The organism is Allobosea sp. NPDC055332 (genome assembly GCF_053645455.1).
The window spans coordinates 619,858-643,101 of record NZ_JBSHMO010000002.1 but is presented as its reverse complement, the minus strand read 5'-3'; the positions used below and the strand labels follow the sequence as shown (position 1 = coordinate 643,101).

Annotated in this window: 22 protein-coding genes; 12 read left to right on the top strand and 10 right to left on the bottom strand. The window is 66.5% G+C overall.

All coding sequences use genetic code 11. The annotated features are described in order from the left end of the window. Window positions 1-217 precede the first annotated feature (217 nt). The 3 genes from mscL (at window position 218) to ACWIGM_RS11670 (ending at window position 3,154) form a co-directional block, all read left to right on the top strand. Entirely contained in the window at window positions 218-637 is a 420-nt protein-coding gene (mscL, locus tag ACWIGM_RS11680) for a large conductance mechanosensitive channel protein MscL (RefSeq protein WP_454026101.1), read from the top strand. 152 nt (window positions 638-789) lie between these two features. Continuing rightward, window positions 790-1,980 (top strand): pyridoxal phosphate-dependent aminotransferase, encoded by a 1,191-nt coding sequence (locus tag ACWIGM_RS11675; RefSeq protein ID WP_454026100.1) that lies wholly within the window; start codon window positions 790-792, stop codon window positions 1,978-1,980. A gap of 100 nt (window positions 1,981-2,080) precedes the next feature. Further along, window positions 2,081-3,154: an AbrB family transcriptional regulator gene (locus tag ACWIGM_RS11670; protein ID WP_454026099.1), complete on the top strand. Its 1,074-nt coding sequence runs from the start codon at window positions 2,081-2,083 to the stop codon at window positions 3,152-3,154. A 25-nt stretch (window positions 3,155-3,179) separates the two neighbouring features. Here ACWIGM_RS11670 and ACWIGM_RS11665 read toward each other — a convergent pair whose 3' ends face one another. From ACWIGM_RS11665 to ACWIGM_RS11650, 4 genes are all read right to left on the bottom strand, one after another. After that, entirely contained in the window at window positions 3,180-3,464 is a 285-nt protein-coding gene (locus ACWIGM_RS11665; RefSeq protein ID WP_454026098.1) for a hypothetical protein, read from the bottom strand. Between the two features lie 16 nt (window positions 3,465-3,480). Beyond that, window positions 3,481-4,431 carry a hypothetical protein gene (locus ACWIGM_RS11660; protein ID WP_454026097.1) on the bottom strand — a complete coding sequence of 317 codons (951 nt, stop codon included), beginning with the start codon at window positions 4,429-4,431 and terminating at the stop codon, window positions 3,481-3,483. Between the two features lie 140 nt (window positions 4,432-4,571). Continuing rightward, entirely contained in the window at window positions 4,572-5,501 is a 930-nt protein-coding gene (locus ACWIGM_RS11655) for an SMP-30/gluconolactonase/LRE family protein (protein WP_454026096.1), read from the bottom strand. Between the two features lie 95 nt (window positions 5,502-5,596). Then, the gene (locus tag ACWIGM_RS11650; RefSeq protein WP_454026095.1) at window positions 5,597-6,502 is read right to left on the bottom strand and encodes a LysR family transcriptional regulator; all 906 of its coding nucleotides are present in this window, start codon (window positions 6,500-6,502) and stop codon (window positions 5,597-5,599) included. 161 nt (window positions 6,503-6,663) lie between these two features. Between ACWIGM_RS11650 and ACWIGM_RS11645 the strand changes: the two genes are divergently transcribed. The 3 genes from ACWIGM_RS11645 to glcF are packed head-to-tail and all read left to right on the top strand — an operon-like array spanning window position 6,664 to window position 10,661. Continuing rightward, entirely contained in the window at window positions 6,664-8,100 is a 1,437-nt protein-coding gene (locus ACWIGM_RS11645) for an FAD-binding oxidoreductase (RefSeq protein WP_454026094.1), read from the top strand. Further along, window positions 8,097-9,284, top strand: a complete 1,188-nt coding sequence (locus ACWIGM_RS11640; protein WP_454026982.1) for an FAD-binding protein — start codon at window positions 8,097-8,099, stop codon at window positions 9,282-9,284. Before ACWIGM_RS11645 ends, ACWIGM_RS11640 begins: the two co-directional genes overlap by 4 nt. A gap of 9 nt (window positions 9,285-9,293) precedes the next feature. Continuing rightward, window positions 9,294-10,661 (top strand): glycolate oxidase subunit GlcF, encoded by a 1,368-nt coding sequence (gene glcF, locus ACWIGM_RS11635; RefSeq protein ID WP_454026093.1) that lies wholly within the window; start codon window positions 9,294-9,296, stop codon window positions 10,659-10,661. A 6-nt stretch (window positions 10,662-10,667) separates the two neighbouring features. On the opposite strand, the gene ACWIGM_RS11630 is transcribed toward glcF, so the two are convergent. Then, window positions 10,668-11,369 (bottom strand): DUF3053 family protein, encoded by a 702-nt coding sequence (locus ACWIGM_RS11630; RefSeq protein WP_454026092.1) that lies wholly within the window; start codon window positions 11,367-11,369, stop codon window positions 10,668-10,670. Between the two features lie 260 nt (window positions 11,370-11,629). Between ACWIGM_RS11630 and hisS the strand changes: the two genes are divergently transcribed. The 4 genes from hisS (at window position 11,630) to ACWIGM_RS11610 (ending at window position 16,054) form a co-directional block, all read left to right on the top strand. Next, on the top strand, window positions 11,630-13,204 hold the full coding sequence (gene hisS / locus ACWIGM_RS11625) for a histidine--tRNA ligase (protein WP_454026091.1): 1,575 nt from the start codon (window positions 11,630-11,632) through the stop codon (window positions 13,202-13,204). A gap of 92 nt (window positions 13,205-13,296) precedes the next feature. Next, window positions 13,297-14,403, top strand: a complete 1,107-nt coding sequence (locus ACWIGM_RS11620; protein ID WP_454026090.1) for an ATP phosphoribosyltransferase regulatory subunit — start codon at window positions 13,297-13,299, stop codon at window positions 14,401-14,403. After that, window positions 14,400-15,401: an ATP phosphoribosyltransferase gene (gene hisG / locus ACWIGM_RS11615; RefSeq protein WP_454026089.1), complete on the top strand. Its 1,002-nt coding sequence runs from the start codon at window positions 14,400-14,402 to the stop codon at window positions 15,399-15,401. The genes ACWIGM_RS11620 and hisG overlap by 4 nt, the downstream gene beginning before the upstream one ends. A 167-nt stretch (window positions 15,402-15,568) precedes the next feature. Next, window positions 15,569-16,054, top strand: coding sequence for an META domain-containing protein (locus ACWIGM_RS11610; RefSeq protein ID WP_454026088.1), 486 nt, complete (start codon window positions 15,569-15,571; stop codon window positions 16,052-16,054). A 174-nt stretch (window positions 16,055-16,228) separates the two neighbouring features. Here ACWIGM_RS11610 and ACWIGM_RS11605 read toward each other — a convergent pair whose 3' ends face one another. From ACWIGM_RS11605 to groES, 5 genes are all read right to left on the bottom strand, one after another. Beyond that, window positions 16,229-18,328 carry an ABC transporter ATP-binding protein/permease gene (locus ACWIGM_RS11605; RefSeq protein ID WP_454026087.1) on the bottom strand — a complete coding sequence of 700 codons (2,100 nt, stop codon included), beginning with the start codon at window positions 18,326-18,328 and terminating at the stop codon, window positions 16,229-16,231. Window positions 18,329-18,460: 132 nt separating this feature from the next. Further along, complete coding sequence (locus ACWIGM_RS11600; RefSeq protein ID WP_454026086.1) at window positions 18,461-18,844, bottom strand: DoxX family protein; 384 nt, start codon at window positions 18,842-18,844, stop codon at window positions 18,461-18,463. A gap of 126 nt (window positions 18,845-18,970) precedes the next feature. Further along, a complete protein-coding gene (gene phnD, locus ACWIGM_RS11595) occupies window positions 18,971-19,885 on the bottom strand; it encodes a phosphate/phosphite/phosphonate ABC transporter substrate-binding protein (RefSeq protein ID WP_454026085.1) in 915 nt (304 codons plus the stop codon). A 151-nt stretch (window positions 19,886-20,036) separates the two neighbouring features. Further along, window positions 20,037-21,674, bottom strand: a complete 1,638-nt coding sequence (groL, locus tag ACWIGM_RS11590) for a chaperonin GroEL (RefSeq protein WP_092163328.1) — start codon at window positions 21,672-21,674, stop codon at window positions 20,037-20,039. A 47-nt stretch (window positions 21,675-21,721) separates the two neighbouring features. Further along, a complete protein-coding gene (groES, locus tag ACWIGM_RS11585) occupies window positions 21,722-22,009 on the bottom strand; it encodes a co-chaperone GroES (RefSeq protein WP_137883337.1) in 288 nt (95 codons plus the stop codon). 217 nt (window positions 22,010-22,226) lie between these two features. On the opposite strand from groES, the gene ACWIGM_RS11580 reads away from it, so the two are divergent. Next, window positions 22,227-22,682, top strand: coding sequence for a MarR family winged helix-turn-helix transcriptional regulator (locus tag ACWIGM_RS11580; protein WP_454026084.1), 456 nt, complete (start codon window positions 22,227-22,229; stop codon window positions 22,680-22,682). 75 nt (window positions 22,683-22,757) lie between these two features. Next, window positions 22,758-23,243, top strand: a complete 486-nt coding sequence (locus ACWIGM_RS11575; protein WP_454026083.1) for a PaaI family thioesterase — start codon at window positions 22,758-22,760, stop codon at window positions 23,241-23,243. Window position 23,244 lies beyond the last annotated feature (1 nt).

The following is a 23,244-nucleotide window of genomic DNA, read 5'->3' as shown; positions in this document are numbered from 1 at the left end:
CTGCGGCGGAGCCGGCTCTCTGCCGCAGCGTTCGCTGTCGTCTCGACTTCGCATTATCGGCATTCGAAGTCTGGAATCCGCATTTTCCTAGAGAAAGATCGAGGAAAACGGCCCGGCAGCGGTTTCCTCTGCCAGCTTCGATGTTCTAGCCTGCGGACGGGGGCGGCATTGCGCAGCGTGGTGCCGAAGACTGGCCAGGCATTCGGAAAGGCGCACCATGATCAAGGAATTCAAGGAGTTTGCCCTCAAGGGCAATGTCGTCGATCTCGCCATCGGCGTGATCATCGGCGCGGCTTTCGGCAAGATCGTCGAATCGCTGGTCGGCGACATCATCATGCCGCTGATCGGTGCGATCGGTAGCGTCGACTTCTCCAATTACTTCATCGGCCTCAACAGCGCCGTCACCTCACCTGTCCTCGCCGATGCGAAGAAGCAGGGCGCCGTGCTCGCCTATGGCAGCTTCATCACCATCGCCGTCAACTTCATGATCATCGCCTTCGTGCTGTTCATGGTCGTCAAGGGCATCAACCGGCTCAAGCGCAAGGAAGCCGCTGCTGCTCCGGCTGAGCCGCCGCCCCCTGCGCAGGATGTCGTCCTGCTCGGCGAGATCCGCGACCTGCTGAAGCAGAAGGCCTGACGCTCTTCGCGGGGCGTACCGAGCCTTCGAGCCGCCCCGCGATCCATCACCGCGACCGATCGGGTCGATCTCGTCATTTCATGCCGCGGCAGCGCGTAATGCGTTAGATTGGCGTGCATGTTTCTCGCGACGGATCGCCCGAAGGATCGCCCATGAACATGCACGCACCGGCCGGCACCAGCCTGATCGCCGACCTGCGCCCCGAGGCGCGCAACGCACCCGAGAGCGGTATCGTCGAGGTCGTCAACCACGGCCGGCTCAAACCCGGGCTGATCCCGCTCTGGGTCGGCGAGGGCGACTTGCCGACGCCCGAGTTCATCGTCCGCGCCGCCAACAAGTCGCTGGCCGAGGGCGAGACCTTCTACACTTGGCAGCGCGGCATTCCGGAGCTGCGCGAGGCGCTAGCGCGCTATCACACCGCGCTCTATGGCCGCCCGTTCGCCATGGACCGCTTCTACGTCACCGGCTCCGGCATGCAGTCGGTCCAGATCGCGGTCCGGCTGATCGCGGGCGTCGGCGATGAATTGATCATCCCGACCCCGGCCTGGCCGAACTTCGCCGCCGCCATGGGCGTCGCCGGCGCCAACCCGGTCTGCGTTCCCATGGAGTTCAAGGATGGGCGCTTTACGCTCGACCTCGAAAAGCTGGAAGCGGCAATCTCGCCGCGCACCCGCGCCTTCGTCATCAACTCCCCCGCCAACCCGACCGGCTGGACCGCGACGCGTGACGAGCTCGCCGCGATCCTCGCCATCGCCCGCAAATACGGCATCTGGATCATCGCCGACGAGATCTATGCCCGCTTCGTCTATGATGGTTCGCCGCGTGCCGCCTCGTTCCACGATGTGATGGAGCAGGAGGACCGGGTCCTCTTCGTCCAGACCTTCTCGAAGAACTGGGCGATGACCGGCTGGCGCGTCGGCTGGATCGAGGTGCCGCCGGCCTTTGGCCAGATCGTCGAGAACCTGATCCAGTATTCGACCTCCGGTTCGCCGGTCTTCGTCCAGCGCGCCGCCATCGCGGCGCTGGAAGAGGGCGAGCCCTTCGTTGCCGAGCAGATCGCCCGCGCCACCGAAGGCCGCCGCATCGTCGCCGAGGGCTTGAAGGCGACCAACCGCGTCAACCTGCAGGCGCCGGACGGCGCCTTCTACCAGTTCTTCAGCGTCGACGGCTGGACCGATTCCCGCAAGCTCGCGCTCGAACTGGTCGACACGGCCAATGTCGGCCTGGCGCCGGGCACTGCCTTCGGCCCCGGCGGCGAGACCGGCCTGCGCTTCTGCTTCGCCCGCAAGGCCTCGGACCTCGTCGAGGCGGTAGCGCGCCTGCAGAAGGCGCTGGCGAGCTGACCGCCAGTGTCATGCCCTGCTTGCGCTCCGGGCGTTTGACCTGAGGGCTGGCGGTCGTCATTGATGCCGCGGTGCGCAGTCATGGCGCATCGCGAGCCTCATGCCTGTTCCGAGCTATGTCCCCTATCATCTGCGAACCCTGTCGCGCGAAGCGGCGGTGATCGCCTGCGCGGCGGTCGGCGGCACGCTTTTCACGCTGCTCGGCGTCCCGGCGGCCTGGCTCTCGGGCTCGATGCTGGTGGTGTCCGTTCTCGGCATCACCCGGCCATTGCCTGATCTGCGCCGCCCCTGGTTCGATTCGACCATGGTGATGTCCGGCGCGCTGATCGGCTCGGCCGCGACGCCCGAGGCGCTCGCCGCGACGGCGCGCTATCCCGGCTCGCTCCTGGTCCTCGTGGTCGGCCTCCTCGCGATCATGCTGGCGACCGGCGCCTATCTACGCTTCGTCGCACGCTGGAGCTGGATCGACTCGCTGCTGGCAGCCGCGCCCGGCGCGCTCTCGGCGGTGATCTCGGTGGCGCAGGACAAGGGCGCCAATATCGGCCGTATCGCCGCGATCCAGCTCTTCCGCATCCTTGTCCTGGTTGCGGTCCTGCCCAGCATCATGAAGCTCAGCAGCGGCGGTCCGCTTGCCTTGCCGCCTCCGGTCGCGGTTGCGAGTGTCGGTGACATGGCGCTGCTGCTGGGCAGCGGGCTGGTGACGGGGCTGATCTTCGAGCGCGTCGGCGTCACCGCGCCTTTCATCCTCGGCGCCACATTGGCGAGTGCCGTGCTGCATGGCACCGGCCTCGTTCACGGCACCATGCCGCCGGAGATCGCGATCGCGGTGATGGTGATGCTCGGCGCCGCCATGGGTGGGCGCGTCTCCAATCTCAAGCGCAACGAGATCGCGGCGCTGTTTCCGCTCGCGATCGGCGGCTTCGTCGTCTCGATGGCGGTCGCTTTCGCCTTCGCCTGGCCGGCGGCCTGGCTCGCTGGCGTGCCCTATGCCAGCGCTATGGCCGCCTTCGCACCGGGCGGGCTCGAGGCCATGGCGATGCTCGCCTTCGCCATGGGGCTCGATCCGCTCTATGTCGGCGCGCATCATCTGGTGCGCTTCATGCTGCTCGGGCTGCTGATGCCCTTCCTCGTCGGCTGGGTGAAGCCGTCCGCGCCATCTCCCCCGTCACAATAGGTATGGGGTTGATGCCGAAGCGGCATCAGCGCTCGACATGCGGGCACTGGTAATCGACGCACTGTGCCCGGTTTGACTCGAGTGTTCGCGTCGCCATGCTCTGCATCTGCGGCTCAGCGAGCGTTTCCAGAAACATGGACAGGCTCCGCAAGGTTTTGGCGTTCGCCCTCAGCGTCAACCGGCGCTCCCGCCAGAACGTGACGAACTCGTCGGTTCGGCCGCTCGCTTCGAGCTTGCGGACGAAGTCGATGATCGACTCGACCTTGAGTCGCTCGCCCTTCGGATCGATCCGGCCACGACTTGCCGCCATGATTGTGCCTCCCTGGTCAACGGGTGATGATGAGGCGGTCCCGCTGCAGGACCTGGTCGACTGCGCGGATCGCCTGCCTCTGTGTTGCGTCGCCAGATTCGGTCACGAGCAGGCTCGGAAATTCGTTCTTGTCGAGATTGACCGTGTCCTTCGCCTTCACCGGCAGCGACATGCCGATGATGACGCGATGCTTGTCGGTTCGACTGACTTCGATACCGGCGTTTGCACCAACGAGGGCGGCGTCGTTTCTCAGCGCCGCCAGCTCGATGCGCGGTGTCGCGCTGCCATAGACGCGGGTCACGAATTCCAGCGAATCTGCGATGGTCGGTGCGTCGCCCTTGGCGTCGCTGAGACTGCCGAACAAGCTCATGTCGACGAAGTTGTCGATCATCTCCGCCAGCCCGATCCGGCCCGTGATCGGATAGGTAAGGCTGCTGCTGATCTTTTCGGGCGCGAATTTGCCTTCACAATAGTCGTCTTTGACGGTGTCGATCAGCTCGCCGAACTTGTCGGCGATCGTGAACGTCCGGGTATTGTTCCGGGATCGGTTCAAGCCGGCCGATAGCCCGATGCTTTCCGTTCCGCGGAAGATCGGCTTGAGAAAGCTTGTTGAGCCACCGAAATCGTTCACTTCGGTCATGTCGAAGGTGAAACTGTAGGCAATTGCGGCGTTTCGAAAATAATCGATAAAGAAAGAGGTCTGCTTGCTGTATTTCTGCTTCGATACAGCGTTCAGATTGATCGTTTTCAGAACCATGCGCCTGGCGACGTCCTGGGCGACGGGGTCTTGGGTCGCATCTGCCAGTGTTACCCGCAGCTTGTCTTTCAGGGCTTCGCGCGCCTCGCAGCGGATGCGTCGGACGATTTCATAGGTCGAGTAACCAGCAAAGTCTTGTGGCAGCGGGTGTGTCGAGCAGGCAGCCACAAGAAGAGCTGCCGCAGAGACTGCGGCAGGATGCAACGACATGTCAGGCCCCCAACCCCACTTGACCCTGATCGACATCAGATCACGGCTTCTGGTTGGAGTCGATTCAGGATTGCACGATAAGGGTGCAATACCTTCGGGGCACTACGTCACTGTCTACGTCTTTGCTCCCTGGCTGAAGATCATCCCACGCCGTTGGTGTGTGTCATCAGCGAATAGAGCGAGGTCGTGCCGCAGATGAACAGGCGATTGCGCTTGGGGCCGCCGAAGCAGAGATTGGCGACCACCTCCGGTACCAGCACCTTGCCGATCAGCGTCCCGTCAGGATCGTAGACATGGATGCCGTCGGCGGCGCTGCTCCAGAGCCGCCCGGAAACATCGAAGCGGAAGCCGTCGAACAGCCCGGCCGTGCAGGTGGCGAAGACCGAGGAGGCGCCGAGCGTCCTGCCGTCGCCGGTCACCGCGAGCTTGCGGATATGGCGCGGCCCGTTCTGCGGGTCATGGCTCGCGCCGGTGTCGGCGATGTAGAGCGCGCTTTCGTCAGGCGAGAAGGCGAGGCCGTTCGGCTTGACGAAGTCGTCGGCGACGATGGTGACGTCGCCGCTTTGCGGATCGATGCGGTAGACATTGCAGCGACCGATCTCGCTCTCGGCCTTGTCGCCCTCATAATCGGTGAGGATGCCGTAATCGGGGTCGGTGAACCAGATCGAGCCGTCCGCCTTCACCACCACGTCATTGGGTGAGTTGAGGCGCTTGCCCTGATAGTGGCTCGCCAGCACGGTGACCGAGCCGTCATGCTCGGTCCGCGTCACCTGCCGTCCACCATGCTCGCAGGTGACCAGCCGGCCCTGCCGGTCGACGGTGTTGCCGTTCGAATTGCGCGCCGGCTGGCGGAAGGTGCCGACCTGGCCGGTGAGCGCGTCATAGCGCAGCATCCGGTCGTTCGGGATGTCAGACCAGATCAGCGTCTGGTGCGCCGGGAACCAGGCCGGCCCTTCCGACCAGCGCGCCCCGGTCCACAGGCGCTCCATCCGGGCCGAGCCGGGCACGATCCGATGGAAGCGCGGGTCGAGCACCTCGACCCGAAAACCCTCGATGAAGCCGAATGTCATGCCTGTCCTCCCTGGTGGCGCGGGAGGATCGACGATCACGGCGATCGGCGCAATCGTCGCGCCGTGGAGGGCTCATACCTTGAATGCGGGGCGGTCTAGAGGGCCAATCCTTCGTCCCAATACGGTGTCGCCCCGTAGAGCTCCGCCAGGTAGTCGACGAAGGCACGCACCTTCTGCTCCATGTGCCGGCGGCTCGGATAGACCGCATAGACCGCGACGCGCTTGCCGACCGAATAGTCCGGCAGCACCCGGACCAGCGCGCCCGACTTCAGCTCAGGCCCGACATCCCAGGTCGAGCGCAACGCGATGCCGACGCCAGCGAGCAGCGCCTCGCGTACCACCTCGCTCGAATTCGTCCGCAGCGGCCCGTTGATCCGGACGGAGACCTGACCCTCCGGCCCGTCGAGGCGCCATTGGTCGGCATTGTGGGCGACGAGGGTGTGGCGCGGCAGCTCGTCGATGGCCTCGGGGATGCCGTTGGCGGAAAGATAGCCGGGCGTTGCGCAGAGCACGCGATGGTTCGGCGCCAGCCGCTTCGCCACCAGGCTGGAATCGCGCAGGTCGGCGATCCGCACCGCCAGGTCGAACCCTTCCGCGATGATGTCGACGAAGGCGTCGCTCAGGATCAGTTCGACATTCACTGCCGGATTGGCGTCGAGGAAAGGCTTGAGGTGCGGCGCGACATGCATGCGCCCGAACGAGGTCGGCGCCGAGACGCGCAAGGTTCCGCGCGCCTGGCCGGCGCCGCTGGCGACCCAGGCCTCCGCTTCCTCGATCGAGCCGAGTATCGAGACGACCCGCTCATAGAAGCCCTGGCCGGCCTCAGTCAGCGAGAGCTGGCGCGTGGTACGCTGGAGCAGGCGGACGCCGAGCCGGTCCTCGAGGCGGCGGATACGCTTGGAGATGACGGCCGGCGAGAGGCTGAGCTCGCGGGCGGCGGCGGACATGCTCCTGGCCGTGACAACATGGGCGAAGACGTCGAGGTCGCCGAACCGGTCCATGCGCCCACCATCTTTTCCGTTTTGGAAATAATCATGCACGTTACTCGCGCTGCGTCGCATGTGGAAGTATTCTAGAGTCGCATGGGACTCGGGGTAGGTGTGCATGCGGCGCGGACCGTCCGGCGGGGCGCGCGTGGGACAAGGTGAGTGGAGGATTGGCCATGAGTGCGATCGCTTTTCCGGCGCCCGATGCCGGCATCCTTGCCCGCCGTGACGCCATCGTCGCCGGCCTTGCCGAATTGGTCGCGCCCGATGCGCTGATCACCTCGGAGGACGAGCGGCGCCCCTATGAGACCGATGCGCTGACCGCCTATCGCCGCATGCCGCTCGCCGTCGTGCTGCCCTCGACCACGCAGGAAGTCGCGGCGGTGCTGCGCTACTGCTCCGAACAGGGCGTGCCGGTGGTGCCGCGCGGCGCCGGCACCTCGCTCGCCGGCGGCGCGATCCCGCAGGAGGATGCCGTGGTGATCGGCGTCTCCAAGATGAACCGCATCCTCGAGATCGACTACGCCAACCGGGTGGCGAAGGTGCAGGCCGGCGTCACCAACCTCGCGGTCACGGCTGAGGTCTCGGCCGACGGCTTCTTCTATGCGCCCGACCCGTCCTCGCAGCTCGCCTGCTCGATCGGCGGCAATATCGGCATGAACTCCGGCGGCGCGCATTGCCTGAAATACGGCGTCACCACCAACAACGTCCTCGGCGTCACCCTGGTGATGCTCGACGGCAGCATTGTCGAGATCGGCGGCGGCCATCTCGATGCGCCCGGCTACGACCTGCTCGGCCTGATCGTCGGCTCGGAAGGGCAGCTCGGCATCGTTACCGAGGCGACGGTGCGTATCCTGCGCCAGGCCGAGGGCGCGCGCCCTGTGCTGTTCGGCTTCCCGACCAGCGTCGAGGCCGGCGCTGCGGTCGCCGCGATCATCGGCGCCGGCATCATCCCGGTGGCGATGGAGTTCATGGACAAGCCGGCGATCGAGATCTGCGAAGCCTTTGCCCATGCCGGCTATCCGATGGATTGCGGTGCGCTGCTGATCATCGAGGTCGAGGGCTCAGACGCCGAGATGGATGCCCAGCTCGCCCGCATCGTCGCGATCGCCAGGGAGCATGGCGTCGGCACGGTCAAGGAGAGCAAGTCGGCGATGGAGACCGCGGCGATCTGGAAGGGCCGTAAATCCGCCTTCGGCGCCACCGGCCGCATCGCCGACTATATCTGCATGGACGGCACCATCCCGACCGGGCAATTGCCCTTCGTGCTCGAGCGCATGGACGAGATCATCAAGGGCTATGGCCTGCGTGTCGCCAACGTCTTCCATGCCGGCGACGGCAACCTCCACCCGCTGATCCTCTACAACTGCAACGATCCGGTCGAGGCACAGAAGGCCGAGGACGCCGGCAACGATATCCTCAAGCTCTGCGTCGAAGTCGGCGGCTGCCTGACCGGCGAGCACGGCGTCGGCATCGAGAAGCGCGACCTGATGACCTTCCAGTTCAACGAGGCCGACCTGCACCAGCAGCAGCGGGTGAGGGCGGTGTTCGATCCGCGCTGGCTGATGAATCCGGCGAAAGTGTTCCCCCTCGAAGGGCGGATCGCAGCCTGATGCTCCACGCTCCCACCACAGAGGCGCAGGCCTGCGCTGTTGTTTCCTCGATCGTCGAGGCGCGTGTTCCGCTCGCCATTCGCGGCGGTGGCACCCGCACCGGCCTCGGCCGGCCCGACAACGCCGTCAGTACCATCTCCAGCGCCGGGCTCTCTGGCATCACCCTCTACGAGCCGGCGGAGATGGTGATCGGCGCCAGGGCCGGCACGCCGCTGAAGCTGATCGAGGAGACGCTGGCGAACCGAGGCCAGATGCTGCCCTTCGAGCCGATGGACCATCGCGCTTTGTTCGGCAGCGAGGGTGAGCCGACGATCGGCGCCATCGCGGCCGGCAACATCTCCGGCCCGCGTCGGATCAATGCCGGTGCTGCCCGTGATTCCCTGATCGGCATCAAGCTGATCAATGGGCGCAGCGAGCTGGTGAAGTCGGGCGGGCGGGTGATGAAGAACGTCACCGGCCTCGACCTGGTCAAGCTCGTCGCCGGTAGCTTCGGCACGCTCGGCTTCCTGACCGAGGTCACCTTCCGTGTCCTGCCGCGTCCGGAGCGCGTGGTGACGCTGATCTGGGAAGACCTCGCCGACGAGACGGCGGTGGCGCTGCTTTCGGGCGCGCTCGGCTCGCCCTTCGAGCCGATGGCGGCGGCGCATCTGCCAGCCGGGATCGGCGCGGAGCAGGCTCGTACGCTGCTCAGGCTGGAGAACTTCTCCGCTTCGATCAGCTATCGCGCCGCCGAACTCGCCCGGCTGCTGAAGGGCTACGGCCGGCCCGAGCTGATCGAGGGCCGCGCCTCGGACAGCCTCTGGCGCGAGGTGCGCGACGCCGCCTTCTTCGCCGGCACGCAAGAGGCCGTCTGGCGGCTCTCGCTTGCCCCGACGAATGGACCGAAGGCGACGGCCGCGATCGCGCGAACCGTGCCGGGCGCGCGCTGGTTCTATGACTGGGGCGGCGGCCTGGTCTGGCTCGCCGTGCCTGCGGACGGGGATGCCGGCGCCACCGCGATCCGGGCGGCGCTGAAGCCGCTCGGCGGCCATGCGACGCTGGTGCGGGCGCCCGATGCGGTGCGGGCGGCGGTCCCCGTCTTCGAGCCGCTCTCCGAGCCGCTGATGCGGGTGACGGCGGGCATCAAGAAGAGCTTCGATCCGGAGGGGGTGTTCGAGCCCGGCCGGATGTATGCGGGCATTTGAGAAGCGACCATGCAGACCAACTTCACGCCCGAGCTCCTCGCCTCCGACCCGCGGCTTCCGGCCTCCGAGAAGATCCTGCGCACCTGCGTGCATTGCGGCTTCTGCACCGCGACCTGCCCGACCTATCTCCTGCTCGGCGACGAGCTCGATTCGCCGCGCGGGCGCATCTACCAGATCAAGGACATGCTGGAGAGCGGCAAGCCGGCGACGCCGGACGTGGTCAAGCATGTCGATCGCTGCCTGTCCTGCCTGTCCTGCATGACGACCTGCCCCTCGGGCGTGCACTACATGCACCTGGTCGATCATGCCCGCGCCCATATCGAGGAGACCTATGAGCGGCCTGTCGCCGACCGGACGCTGCGCCGTATCCTCTCGGCGATCCTGCCCTATCCCGGTCGCTTCCGCCTCGCCATGCTGGCGGCGCGGCTCGGCAAGCCGCTGGCCGGGGCGCTCGGGGCGCTGCCCATCATCGGCGCGCGGCTGAAGGCGATGCTGGCGCTGGCGCCCTGGAGCCTGCCCGACCGTTCGGCGATGGAAGGGCCGGCCTCCTTCCCGGCTGAAGGAGAGCGGCGCAGGCGCGTCGCCATCCTCTCAGGCTGCGCCCAACCGGTGCTCGATCCCGGCATCAACGAGGCGACGATCCGCCTGCTCACCCGCCACGGCGTCGAGGTGGTGCTGCCGCAGGGCGAGGGCTGCTGTGGCGCGCTCGTCCACCATATGGGCCGCGAGCATGATGCGCTCGCCTTCGCCCGCGCCAATATCGATGCCTGGATGGCGGAGATCGAGGGCGAGGGGCTCGATGCCATCCTGATCACGGCGTCAGGCTGCGGCACGACGATCAAGGATTACGGCTTCATGTTCCGCGACGACGCGGCCTATGCGCAGAAGGCAGCGACGGTTGCCGGCCTCGCCAAGGACGTGACCGAGTTCGTCGAGACCCTGGAGATCGCGCCGGCCCGCAGCTTCGATCTCACCGTCGCCTATCACTCCGCATGCTCGATGCAGCACGGGCAGCAGCTCAAGGATGGGCCGAAGCGCCTGTTGGCGCGCGCCGGCTTCCGGGTGAAGGAGGTGCCGGAGGGCCATATCTGCTGCGGCTCGGCTGGCGTCTACAACATCCTCCAGCCGGAGATCGCCGGACAATTGCGCGAGCGCAAGGTCGGCAACATCCAGCGCACCAAGCCGGATCTCGTCGCCACCGGCAATATCGGCTGCATCACCCAGATCGCGAAGGGCTTCGCCGATCGCGGCGCGACGACGCCGATCCTGCACACCGCCGAACTGCTCGACTGGGCGACTGGCGGCCCGTTGCCTGCAAGGCTGGCGAAGGCCGGGATCGGGGAAGAGGTTCCAGCTGGCGTCGTCGCAGCGGAATAGGCCCGTTCAGTTCCCGTAGACCATCTGCCGGAGCTTCTGCTGTGCCGCCGTCATCGCCGATTGCTTGGTGTTCATCGCGGTGATTGCCGCCTGCACCCGGTTTCGCAGCGCAGGGTTGCGCACGTCGACCTGCGAGCCGCTCACCCGGATCGCCGCCTTGTTCGCCTCGATCAAGTCGGCGAGCGCCAGGATCGCCGCGAAGGTCTCGTCGGTCACCGGGAAGACCTCGCGGACGGTCGCGGCCGGCTCGGTCACCAGTTTCTGGTAGGCGCCGGCATAGACCTTGGCGAGGTCCTCCGGCTGCTTGAGTGCCGCGCGCTCGCTCTCGGCGGCGGCGAGTGCGGCGTCGAGCGCCTGGCGAATCTGGGCGAAGCCGGCGCGCACCGCCGCGATCTCGCTCTTGCGGGCGACCACGTCCTCGATCGAGCGTGGTGCGGCCTTGGCGGTCGCTTCCTGCATCGGCTTGCCGACCGTCGCGTTCATCCGCTCATGGAAGCGCTGGATCACCGCATAGTGGCTGGCATAGTCGCCGAAGGTTTTCTGCTTCTCGGCATCTGGGCGCGGCAGGCGCACGCCCGGGCGCGCCAGGATCTCGGCCTGCAGGAAGCCGATGAACGCCTTGCGCTGGTCGGGCTCGCTCGGCCCGCAGGCGGCGAGCAGCAGTGCCGCGAACAGGCATGCCAGCAGGCTGCGCAATCCGACCCGCATCCATCCATTCCTCGCGCCGCGGCCGGAGACTAGAGCCGGATCCGATAAAATTGCATCAATCCGATCGCTGAAACCGTCTCTGACTTTAGTATCAGAGACCGCTTGCCGGTCGGGTTCCGGGGCAAGGCGATCGGCAAGCGGTCTGTAGAGCGCGATTATGGCCGCGGCTAGCCGGATTGCGGCCGCTGCGCTTGCCCCTGGCGGCCGTCCGGTCTAACCCGCTCGAACATCAATAAGCGTTTACTTACCGAGCCCCCGCCATGTCCGCCGACAAGTCCGCCCCTGCCAAGCTGAAGGCCCGCCAGCCGCGCGGTTTCGTCGATCGCGGCCCGGCCGACGTCGCCGCCACCGAGCGCATGCTCGCCGTGATCCGCGAGAGCTTCTCGCTCTACGGCTTCGATCCGGTCGAGACGCCCTTCGTCGAATACACCGACGCGCTCGGAAAATTCCTGCCGGACCAGGACCGGCCGAACGAGGGCGTCTTCTCCTTCCAGGACGATGACGAGCAGTGGCTGTCGCTGCGCTATGACCTGACCGCGCCGCTCGCCCGCTATGTCGCCGAGAATTTCGACGCGCTGCCAAAACCCTATCGCAGCTACCGCGCCGGCTATGTCTTCCGCAACGAGAAGCCGGGCCCGGGCCGCTTCCGCCAGTTCATGCAGTTCGACGCCGATATTGTCGGGAGTGCCACGGTCGCCGGCGATGCCGAGATCTGCATGCTCGCCGCCGACACGATGGAGAAGCTCGGCATCGAGCGCGGGGCCTACGTCGTCAAGGTCAACAACCGCAAGGTGCTCGACGGCGTGATGGATGCAGCCGGCATCGAGCAGGCCACGCGCCTGACGGTCCTGCGCGCGATCGACAAGGCCGACAAGTTCCCGCTCGACGAGATCCGCAAGCTGCTCCGTGACGGCCGCAAGGACGAGAGCGGTGACTTCACCAAGGGTGCGGGCCTGTCCGAGGCGCAGGCCGAGACGATTCTGCGCTATCTCGCCGTTGGCCAGCGGCTGGCCGATCTCGGCAAGTCGACTGCCTCCGACAGCGCCAAGTCTGCCGAGCTGTCCGCCGAGGCCGTTGCGGAACTGCGCAAGCTGGTCGAGGGCGCCGAGAACGGCGTGGCCGGGATCGAGGAACTCGAACAGATCAGGGAACTGGTCACCGCGGCGGGTTATCTCGGCCGCGTCATCATCGACCCCTCGATCGTCCGTGGCCTCGAATACTACACCGGTCCGGTCTACGAGGTGGAGCTGACCTTCCCGGTCACCAATGAGGACGGTCAGGTCGTCCGCTTCGGCTCGGTCGCCGGCGGCGGGCGCTATGATGGCCTCGTCGGCCGCTTCCGGCCCGAGCCGGTGCCGGCGACCGGCTTCTCGATCGGCGTCTCCCGGCTCTATTCGGCATTGAAGGCGGTGAAGTCGCCGATCGTCGACGCGAAGAACGAATTGCCGCTCGTCGTCGTCACGGCGATGGACAACAAGTCACCGGAGTTCATGCCGGCCTATCAGGCCTTCGTCGCTCAACTGCGCCAGGCGAAGGATGGCGACGGCAGGGCGCTCTGCCGCGCCGATCTCTATCTCGGTTCCTCCGGCTTCAACGCCCAGATGAAGTATGCTGACCGGCGCGGCGCCGTCTGCGCGGTGATCCAGGGCTCCTCCGAGCGCGAAGCCGGCACGGTGGTGATCAAGGACCTCATCCTCGGCGCCGAACTCGCCGCTGCGGGCCGCGACGTGAAGGATTCCGCCGAGCACAAGGAGCGGCAGGCGCAGGCCCAGTTTTCCGCGCCGGTGAGCGAGCTGGTCGCGGGGGTGAAGCGGGTCCTTGAGCGCTACGCCTGATTCCCGTTCACCCAATTCCCTAAAAACCGTCGAAAATCGCGGGCGTCCCTGCTAGGACGGCGCCGCAACAGGGTGTTTGTAAAGTGCCGGCCATGCGCTCAAAGCTCGAGACCGTGATCGCGCCGTTCGAGCGCGAGGGCTATCGGCGCGCCGAGCCGGCGATCCTGCAGCCGGTCGAGCCCTTCCTCGATCTCTCCGGCGAGGATATCCGCCGCCGTATCTTCCTGACGCAGGACGATGACGGGCGCGAATGGTGCCTGCGGCCCGAATACACCATCCCCGTCGCGCTGGCGCACATCGCCGCCCATGCCAGCGAGCCGGCCTCTTATGCCTATGCCGGTCCGGTCTTCCGCATGCGCGGCGCGAACGAGCCGAGCGAATTCGCCCAGGCCGGCCTGGAATCCTTCGGCCGGACCGATTTCGCCGCTGCCGATGCCGAGATCATGGCGCTGACCGTCGAATCCGCCGCCGCACTCGGGCTGACCCGGCCGCGCCTGCTGATGGGCGATGTTGCGCTGCTCACCGCGTTGCTCGACCGGCTCGGCGTGCCGCAGGCCGCTCGTCGTCGCCTGATGCGTGCTGTTTCGCAAGGCAAGGGCGCCGATGCCGTCGCCGTGCTCGAGCCGCCGGTCAACGAGGTCGAGCATGCTCATGCCGGCCTGCTGAAGGCGCTGGAAGGCCAGGACCCCAAGGCAGCGCGCGCCTTCGTCGAGGATGTGCTCTCGATCGCCGGCATCTCGACGGTCGGCGGCCGCTCGGCCGGCGACATCGCCGAGCGCTTCCTGGCGCGGGCCGCCGAGCGCGACAACCCCGTCAATGCCGAGGCGAGCGGCGTGATCGCGCATGCGCTGGCGATCGGCGGCGATCCCGACGGCGCCTCCGCGGCCTGGCGCAAGCTCGCCGGCGAGGCTGGGCTCGATCTTGCTGCCGCGCTCGACGCCTTCGACGAGCGCACCGGCTTCCTCGCCGCGCGCGGCGTCGATGTCGCCAATATCTCCTTCTCGGCCGGCTTCGCCCGCAATCTCGACTACTACACCGGCTTCATCTTCGAATTGCACGATCCGGCCCGGCCTGACCTGAAGCCGATCGCCGGCGGCGGCCGCTATGACGGCGTGCTGCAGCGCCTCGGCGCCCCGGCGCCGGTACCGGCCGTCGGCGCCTCGCTTTGGCTCGATCGTCTCGCGGGAGGCAAGGCATGAGCGGGACGATGATGCAGAATTCGACCACTGACGCGCCGCTGGTCCTCGCCGTGCCCTCCAAGGGCCGGCTGCAGGAGAATGCCACCGCCTTCTTCGGCCGCGCTGGCCTCAGCTTCGTACAGGCGCGCGGCCAGCGCGAGTACCGCGGCCAGATCGCCGGGCTCGCCGGTGCGGAGGTCGCCTATCTCTCGGCCTCCGAGATCGTCGCCCAGCTTTCCTCCGGTGCCGCCCATCTCGGCATCACCGGCGAGGACCTGGTGCGCGAGCAGGTCGCCGATGCCGATGCCAGCATGGTGCTGCTGGCGCCGCTCGGCTTCGGCCAGGCCAATGTCGTCGTCGCCGTGCCGCAGGCCTGGATCGACGTCCGCACCATGGCCGATCTCGACGACGTCGCCGCGACCATGCGCGCGCGTCACGGCCGCAAGCTGCGCGTCGCCACCAAATACGTGAACCTGACCCGGCGCTTCTTCGCCAGCCACGGCCTCGCCGATTACCGCATCGTCGAGAGCCTGGGCGCGACCGAGGGGGCCCCCGCCGCCGGCACGGCCGAAATCGTCGTCGACATCACCACCACCGGCGCGACGCTGGCGGCGAATGCGCTGAAGGTGCTCGACGACGGCGTCATCCTGGCGTCCGAAGCCAATCTCGTCGCCTCGGTGCGCGCGCCCTGGAGCGAGCAGGCCCGCGAGGCTGTCGCCGCCATCCTCTCGCGCATCGCGGCCGAGGAGGAGGCGCGCTCGCTGCGCGAGGTCCGGGCCGTGCTCAACGCCACTTCGCCGCAGCGGCTCGGAGAGATCGCCCATCGCCTCGGCGCGCGTTTACCTTTCGGTGCGGCCGGCAGCGACGGTGTCGTCACCCTGCACTGCCCGCGCAAGGCGGTGTTTCCGTTGGTCGAGGAGCTGGGCAAGGCGGGCGCCGACGACATCACCGTGCGCACGCTCGACTATGTCTTCCGCCGCTCCAATCCGTTGCTCGAGCGGTTGCTGGCACGCATCTGACCCGCCGGATTCCCGACGCAATGTCGGGGTAACCAGCCAAGGCGAAGCGATTTCGGTGCAAGTCGTACCAAAAGCGGTGCGATCGAGACTTGCGCTCGCCACCGCGATCGGTGCAGTGGAAAGTGTCGGTTCTCCGTCGCGCTCTTTCCAATCGGGGTCTGGACCAGTTGAATACGCAGTCGCGCCTTGGCCTCCTGGCCGCCCTCGCTCTCTCCCTGTCGCCGATGCTGGTGACCGATGCGCTTGCCCAGCGTCGTCAGCAGATGCCACCTCGTGGCGAGCAGCCGGGAGGGGAGGCTCCGCCGCCGCGGCAGCAGGAGAAGAACTTTCCGTTCGACGCCTCCTGGACCATCCTGCAGATGAACGGCAAGCCGGTCACCGGCTATCGCGCCACGCTGAAGGTCGATTCCAATCTGCGTGGCACCGGCTTTGCCGGCTGCAACACCTTCTCGGCCTCGGCCTATCCGCTGCGCCAGCAGGGCTTCGCCGTCGGTCCGCTCGCAGTCACCAAGATGGCCTGCGACAAGGGCGCCTCTGATTTCGAGCGCGGCTATCTGATGGCGCTGCGCAGCGCCCGGCAATGGGATATCGTCGAGGGGCGCCTCGTCATCAAGACGGCGAGCGGCGAGATTCGCTTCGACCGCGGGATCTGAGCTGACACGCTCCTTTCTCCCCTTGCGGGAGAAGGTGGCCCGAAGGGCCGGATGAGGGGTCACGCAGGTCTTGCAAGGTTTCGGTGCTCGGCTGCGCAACGCTAGCAAATGGCGTTGCGCGCGCCCCTCACCCTAGCCCTCTCCCGCAAGGGGAGAGGGGACAGTTCGCGCTGATCATCCAGCCTCCGCCATGGCCTTCGCCTTCGGGCTGAAGGTGCCGTCGGCGTTCTTCTCCATTGCGATCAATTCGTCGTGCATGGCGCGCAGCGTCGAGCGGTGGCCGATCGAGACGATGCTGGTCTGCGGCAGTTCGCGCCGGATCACCTCGTAGATCTCGCCTTCCAGCTTCTCGTCGAGCGAGGCGGTGGCCTCGTCGAGGAAGAGCCAGTCGGGCTTGGCCAGCAGGGCGCGCGCGACCGCGAGCCGCTGCTGCTCGCCACCCGAGAGGCGCTGGCCCCAGAGGTCGACCTCGTCGAGCCGGTCGGTGAGATGGCCGAGCTTCACCTTCTCCATCGCCGCATGGATGTCGGCGTCGCTGAAGGCGTCCGGCTCTGACGGGTAGGCGAGTGCGGCGCGCAGCGAGCCCTGCGGCAGATAAGGCCGCTGCGGCAGCACCAGCATGCGCTGCCCTTCCGGCGTCACGACCTTGCCCTCGCCGAACGGCCAGATGCCGGCGAGCGCGCGGAACAGGGTCGACTTGCCGGACCCGGAAGGGCCGATCACGAGAGTCGAGTGCCCGGCAGGCAGTGTGAGGTTCGAAGCCTGCACGATCGGCTGCCCGTTCGGCAGGTTGAGCGCGAGCGTCTCGATCGTCGCGTCCTTGACCGGCTTCTCGATGATGTCGATCGCTGCGCCTTCGCCGTCGGCTCCTTGCGCTTCCGCCTTGGCGATCGCTGCCTCGAAGGTGGTCAGGCGGTTGATCGAGGCCAGATAGGAGGCGATCGACTGGTAGCTGTTGATGAAGAAAGACATCGCCGTCTCGACCCGGCCGAAGGCCGAGGACACCTGCGTCAGCACGCCGAAGGCGATCGCGCCGGCGAAGTAATAGGGCGCCAGCAGCACGAAGGGGATGACGACGTTGGCCTGATTGTAGGACAGCGTGAAGGTCGTCAGTTTCAGCCTGCGCCAGAGCAGGTTGTAGAAGTTGTCGACGATGCCGCCGAAGGTCTCGCCGAGATGGCGCCGCTCGGCGCCTTCGCCGCGCATCAGCGCGATCTGCTCGGAGTATTCGCGCAGGCGCGCCAAAGCGAAGCGGAAGTTCGCTTCGCGCCGCTCCTGCTCGAATTCGAGCCCGATCAGCGGCTTGCCGATCAGGTGAGTGATCCAGGTCGCGATCGCGGCATAGATCAGCGTCGCCCAGAAGATGAAGCCGGGGATGACGATATCGGTGCCGGGCACGGTGATGGCGACCGGGATCGACCAGAGGATGATCGAGAACGAGACCAGCGTCGAGACCTGGGTGATCAGCGTCAGCGAGAAGCTGTAGGTCTGATTCAGGAAGGCACGGGTGTCTTCCGAGATGCGCTGGTCGGGGTTGTCGGCCGTGCCGGCGAGCGAGATGCGGTAGTGGTTGCCGTTGCCGAGCCAGCGCTTGTTGTACTCGCCCGCCATCCACTCGCGCCAGCGGATCAACAGCACCGAGTTGGCGACGGTCTCGATCAGCACGCTGATGACCGAGACGGCCGCCCAGACGCAGAACACGTTAAGGAGTTGCTCCCAGAAGGCCGGCGCGTTCTTCTCCTGGAGGGCGTTGTAGAAATCCCGGTAGAAGAAGTTGATGCGCAAGGAGATGCCGACCTGCGCCTGGTTGAGCACGATCAGGAAGACGACGAGCGCGACCGCGAACGTGCCGAGCCGCATCCGGTAGCGGCCGAATGGCCCGAGATTGGCGATCTGCGGCTCGGAGGATTCGAAGTAGGGCGAGGCGATGCGGGCGATGCGCTGCACCACCGGGACGAACGAAACCAGGTAGATCAGGATGCCGAAGACGGCGACTGTCGTGGCGAGGCTCGCCGGCGGCGCGGCCGCCTGCCAGGCGGTGGGCCAGAGGCCGAGCTGAGCGAGCAGCGCGCCGGCCCCGAAGATCACGTATTCCGTACCGAAGATGCCGGAGAAGATCTTCAGGAAGAACGGGATCGTAGTCGCCCGGAATGTCGCGAGGGCGAGCAGGACGCCGATCACGCCGAGGCCGAGGATGCCCGTACTCCCGCTTTGCTGGCCGACCACGAGCGCGATCACGGCGAGCGCGGCGATGGCGAAACTCAACAGGCGCATGGCGTCGTCCTTGTCGGGGAATCAGCGCAGGAGCCGCGCTGTGTAGGAAAGAGCTTTGTAGATCAGCCCTGCGCACAAAAAAGGCCCGGCTCAAGGCCAGGCCACGCTTTTTCAGCGTTTTGTGATGGGCCTTCAGTCCTTGTCGACCGAATAGGCGCCGGCGCCGGCCGCGAACAGCACGAGGAAGCCACCGGCGACCGCGAGGTTCTTCATGAACAGCAATTGCTGCATCGGCTGGGCCCAGTTCATGTGGAACAGCACCGAGGCGGCGATGGTGAAGGCGAACAAAGCGAGCGCCGCGAGGCGGGTCTTGTAGCCGACGACGATCATCAGCCCGCCGATCAGCTCGACGATGATGACGAGCGGCAACAGGATCGCCGGAACGCCGGCCGAGCCCATATAGGCTTGCGTCCCGGCATAGCCGTTGATCTTGGACCAGCCGCCGAGCACGAACATCAGGGCGAGCAGGATGCGGCCGACCAGCTTGGCGGCATCGCCCAGGGCAGGGTTGTTCATGAAAAAGACCCCCGAAAGCAGGACGCGGCAGGATGCCGCACCTATCGCGATCTAGGGCCTACAACCAAAGTCGATGCAAGCCTGCGGGGCCTCTTCCTTGTGCAAAGCGCGATTGCCAGGCCCGGCTCAGCCGCCCGGCTTCTGCTTGCGCCGCGCTTCCAGCTCCTCAGTGACGGCGATGACGTCGAGATAATCCTCGTGCCTGGCCGGCGCGTAGCGCGACACTTGCCCGTCGGTGAAGGTCTTGAACACCTCGGGGGCCTCGTCCTTCATTGTCACCATCGCCGCGACGAAAGCGTCCTTGAGGGCAGGGGGCAGATTCGCGCGAGTCGAAAACGGGCTCGCCGGGATGAGCGGTGAGGTCCAGATCACGCGCGTCGCGCCGGCTGGGATCATGCCGCGCAGCGCCAGCCGCTGCACGACGCCGGAATTCTCGTTGACCTGATAGGTCGCGGCGCCATCGAACTGGCCCCGGACCAGCGCCAGCACCGAATTGTCGTGGCCGCCGGAGAAGACGGTGCCGCTGAAATGGGCCTGCGGGTCGAAGCCCTGCTTGCGCAGGAAATAGGCGGGGAAGGCGAAGCCGGAGGTCGAGTTCGGATCGGCGAAGGCGAAGCTCTTGCCCTTGAGGTCGGCGATCGTCCGATAGGGGCTGTCGGCACGCACGACCACGACCGAATAATAGCCCTCCTGGCCGTTGTTATCGACATCCCGGAACAGCGGCTGCAGCTTGTCGCCGAGCACGCGCCGGCCGAGCGAATAGACCGCCGGCCCGAAGCGAGCGAATTCGAGCTGGTCGGCGCGCATCGCTTCGACCAATCCGGCATAGTCGCTGACCCGGTAGAGCTTCACCGGCACGCCGAGCTTCTGTGTGAGGTAATCGACCACCGGCTGGTTTCGCGCAACCGCGGCCGCCTCGTTCTCCGCCGAGGAGACGCCGAAGCGCACCTCCTTGATCGCCTGCCGCCAATCCTGCTGGGCGAGGGCGGGCAAGACGAGGCTCGAAGCTGAGCCGGCGAGCAGCAGGCGGCGGGTGATCATGATCGGAACTCCTAAGGTGCCTGACCTGATCAGCTGACGGCGTCGGAGCCGTTACGATGCGATGTCGGTTGCGCGACGCGCCGGCAAACGAAAAAGGCCCGGCTTGCGCCGGGCCTCCGTGGTTCTCGCAAAAGGCGAGGGCTGGACTTCCTCAGAAGTCCATGCCGCCCATGCCGCCGCCGCCCATCGGGGGCATCGGGGCGTCCTTCTTCGGCGTCTCGGCGATCATCGCCTCGGTGGTGATCAGCAGGCCGGCGATCGAAGCCGCGTCCTGGATCGCCGTGCGCACGACCTTGGTCGGGTCGATGATGCCGGCCTTGACCAGGTCGCCGTACTCGCCGGTCTGGGCGTTGTAGCCCCAGGCGTAGTCCTTCGACTCGAGCAGCTTGCCGATCACGACCGCGCCGTCATCGCCGGCGTTGTCGACGATCTGGCGGGCCGGGGCAGCGATCGCCTTGCGGACGATCTCGACGCCGGTCTTCTGGTCGTCGTTCTGGGTCTTGATCGACTTGACCGAGTTCAGGGCGCGCAGCAGGGCGACGCCGCCGCCCGGCAGGATGCCTTCTTCCACCGCAGCGCGGGTGGCGTTCAGGGCATCGTCAACGCGATCCTTCTTCTCCTTGACCTCGACCTCGGTCGCGCCGCCGACGCGGATGACCGCGACGCCGCCGGCGAGCTTGGCCAGACGCTCCTGCAGCTTCTCACGGTCGTAGTCCGAGGTGGTCTCCTCGATCTGCGCCTTGATCTGCGCAACGCGGCCCTCGATGTCCTTCTTCTTGCCGGCGCCGTCGATGATCGTGGTGTTCTCCTTCTCGATGCGCACCTTCTTGGCGCGGCCGAGCATGTTGAGCGTCACGGTCTCGAGCTTGATGCCGAGGTCTTCCGAGATCATCTGGCCGGCGGTCAGGATCGAGATGTCCTCGAGCATGGCCTTGCGGCGGTCACCGAAGCCCGGAGCCTTGACGGCCGCGACCTTCAGGCCGCCACGGAGCTTGTTGACGACGAGCGTGGCCAGAGCCTCGCCCTCGACGTCCTCGGCGATGATCAGTAGCGGCTTGCCGGTCTGCACGACGGCCTCGAGGATCGGCAGCATCGCCTGCAGCGACGACAGCTTCTTCTCGAAGATGAGGATGTAGGGGTCCTCGAGCTCGGCGACCATCTTCTCGGCGTTCGTGATGAAGTACGGCGAGAGATAGCCACGGTCGAACTGCATGCCCTCGACGACGTCGAGCTCGGTGTCGGCGGTCTTGGCTTCCTCGACGGTGATGACACCCTCGTTGCCGACCTTCTGCATCGCGGTCGAGATCATCTTGCCGACCGACTCGTCGCCGTTCGCCGAGATGGTGCCGACCTGCGCGACTTCCGCGTTCGAGGTGACCTTCTTCGAGTTCTTCTTGAGGTCGGCGACGATGGCCTCGACGGCCAGGTCGATGCCGCGCTTCAGGTCCATCGGGTTCATGCCGGCCGCGACCGACTTGGCGCCTTCACGGACGATCGCCTGGGCGAGCACGGTGGCGGTGGTGGTGCCGTCGCCGGCATGGTCGTTCTGGCGCGAAGCGACTTCGCGGACCATCTGAGCGCCCATGTTCTCGAACTTGTCGGCGAGCTCGATCTCCTTGGCGACGGTGACGCCGTCCTTGGTGATGCGCGGGGCGCCGAACGACTTCTCGATCACGACGTTGCGGCCCTTCGGACCGAGCGTGACCTTCACGGCATTGGCGAGGATGTCCACGCCGCGCAGCATCTTGTCGCGGGCGTCGGTGGAAAAGCGAACTTCTTTGGCAGCCATGAGACTACTCCTGATTGGACTCTACGGAAGGGTGGTCGTCAGGCTGCTCAGCCGACGATGCCCATGATGTCGGATTCCTTCATGATCAGGAGATCCTGGCCGTCGATCTTGACTTCGGTGCCGCTCCACTTGCCGAAGAGGACGCGATCGCCCTTCTTGACATCGAGCGCAACCAGCTTGCCAGCGTCGTCGCGGGCGCCGGCGCCGACGGCGACGACTTCACCCTCTTGGGGCTTTTCCTTGGCGGTGTCGGGGATGATGATGCCACCCTTGGTCTTCTCTTCGCCATCAAGGCGACGGACCACAACGCGGTCATGCAGCGGACGGAACTTCATGGTTCTGTCTTCCTCTCGGTCATATTCTGGACGGGCTCGTGACTGGCCCGTGAAAGGGGTCTGTTAGCAGTCTCACCGAGTGAGTGCTAACGGACGTCGCGGAGATAGGCCCGGGGTCTGCGGGAGTCAAGGAATCCGCTGCGCAAAAGGTGAATGCGGCGACCGGCCGCCGATCTGCGCTGCTGCGGCCGAACGTTAAACCGGCTATCGTGGCAAGATGACGACGCCGGTATCCGACCTCAAGCTCGACGACATCGCCCGCTCCTGCGTAGTGTTGCACGTGCGCATGACTGCACGAGCCGTGACCCGCGCCTATGACGAGGCGATGCGGCCGAGCGGCCTGAAGATCACCCAGTTCGTGCTGCTCTCGGCGCTCTCGACCGGCGCCTGGCGCTCGGTCACCGAGCTCGCCGACCGTTTCGCGCTGGAGCGGACCTCGCTGACCCGCAATCTGCAATTGCTCGCGGCGGAGAAGCTGATCGAGCCGGTCGACTGCAAGGGCAGGGCGCTGACCTATGCCGTGACCGACAAGGGCCGCGCCGCGATCGAGGCGGCGATCCCCTATTGGCGCGCGGCGCAGGACAGGATCGAGGGCGGGCTCGGCCAGGAGCGCTGGAGCGAGACGCGCGACAATCTCAAGGCGATCCGGCGCGCCGCTCGGCAGGCCGGCTGAGCGGCGCCAGCAAACTTGACCTGGGCCGCGCTCCATCTCTATCGTGCATCTACACGATAGAGATGGAGTCCCCGCATGCCCCGTGAGGTCGGTGTCGTCAGCCGTGATGTCCTGCTCGCGGAGGATGGCGCGTCCTTCCTGCGCGGGATGATCGAGGGGCGCCATCCCGGCCCGCCTTTCGCCGATGCGATGGATTTCGACATCGCCGAGGTCGAGGAGGGCCGGGTGGTCTTCGTCGGCAAGCCCTCGCCGCGCTTCTTCAACCCGCTCGGCACGATCCATGGCGGCTGGACGGCGACGATCCTCGATTCCGCCATGGCCTGCGCCGTGCATTCGACGCTGCGGATCGGTGAGGGCTACACCACGCTGGAGATGAAGCTGAACTATGTCCGCCCGGTCATGCCCGGCAACGGCCCGGTGCGCTGTGAGGGCACGCTGATCCATCGCGGCGGCTCGATCGCCACCAGCGAGGGCAAGCTGGTCGATGCGCAGGGCAAGCTGCTGGCGCACGGCACGGAGACCTGCATGATCTTCGGTGCGAAGGCGGGAGCGGGGCGCTGAT

Coding starts and splice junctions, on each gene's coding strand:
- hisS (WP_454026091.1), top strand. CDS start 11,630: ATGTCCGCCGACAAGTCCGCCCCTGCCAAGCTGAAGGCCCGCCAGCCG.
- ACWIGM_RS11605 (WP_454026087.1), bottom strand. CDS start 18,328: ATGCGCCTGTTGAGTTTCGCCATCGCCGCGCTCGCCGTGATCGCGCTC.
- ACWIGM_RS11650 (WP_454026095.1), bottom strand. CDS start 6,502: ATGGACCGGTTCGGCGACCTCGACGTCTTCGCCCATGTTGTCACGGCC.
- ACWIGM_RS11620 (WP_454026090.1), top strand. CDS start 13,297: ATGCGCTCAAAGCTCGAGACCGTGATCGCGCCGTTCGAGCGCGAGGGC.
- hisG (WP_454026089.1), top strand. CDS start 14,400: ATGAGCGGGACGATGATGCAGAATTCGACCACTGACGCGCCGCTGGTC.
- ACWIGM_RS11675 (WP_454026100.1), top strand. CDS start 790: ATGAACATGCACGCACCGGCCGGCACCAGCCTGATCGCCGACCTGCGC.
- ACWIGM_RS11665 (WP_454026098.1), bottom strand. CDS start 3,464: ATGGCGGCAAGTCGTGGCCGGATCGATCCGAAGGGCGAGCGACTCAAG.
- glcF (WP_454026093.1), top strand. CDS start 9,294: ATGCAGACCAACTTCACGCCCGAGCTCCTCGCCTCCGACCCGCGGCTT.
- ACWIGM_RS11600 (WP_454026086.1), bottom strand. CDS start 18,844: ATGAACAACCCTGCCCTGGGCGATGCCGCCAAGCTGGTCGGCCGCATC.
- phnD (WP_454026085.1), bottom strand. CDS start 19,885: ATGATCACCCGCCGCCTGCTGCTCGCCGGCTCAGCTTCGAGCCTCGTC.
- ACWIGM_RS11580 (WP_454026084.1), top strand. CDS start 22,227: ATGACGACGCCGGTATCCGACCTCAAGCTCGACGACATCGCCCGCTCC.
- ACWIGM_RS11630 (WP_454026092.1), bottom strand. CDS start 11,369: ATGCGGGTCGGATTGCGCAGCCTGCTGGCATGCCTGTTCGCGGCACTG.
- ACWIGM_RS11575 (WP_454026083.1), top strand. CDS start 22,758: ATGCCCCGTGAGGTCGGTGTCGTCAGCCGTGATGTCCTGCTCGCGGAG.
- ACWIGM_RS11660 (WP_454026097.1), bottom strand. CDS start 4,431: ATGTCGTTGCATCCTGCCGCAGTCTCTGCGGCAGCTCTTCTTGTGGCT.
- mscL (WP_454026101.1), top strand. CDS start 218: ATGATCAAGGAATTCAAGGAGTTTGCCCTCAAGGGCAATGTCGTCGAT.
- ACWIGM_RS11670 (WP_454026099.1), top strand. CDS start 2,081: ATGCCTGTTCCGAGCTATGTCCCCTATCATCTGCGAACCCTGTCGCGC.
- groL (WP_092163328.1), bottom strand. CDS start 21,674: ATGGCTGCCAAAGAAGTTCGCTTTTCCACCGACGCCCGCGACAAGATG.
- groES (WP_137883337.1), bottom strand. CDS start 22,009: ATGAAGTTCCGTCCGCTGCATGACCGCGTTGTGGTCCGTCGCCTTGAT.
- ACWIGM_RS11655 (WP_454026096.1), bottom strand. CDS start 5,501: ATGACATTCGGCTTCATCGAGGGTTTTCGGGTCGAGGTGCTCGACCCG.
- ACWIGM_RS11645 (WP_454026094.1), top strand. CDS start 6,664: ATGAGTGCGATCGCTTTTCCGGCGCCCGATGCCGGCATCCTTGCCCGC.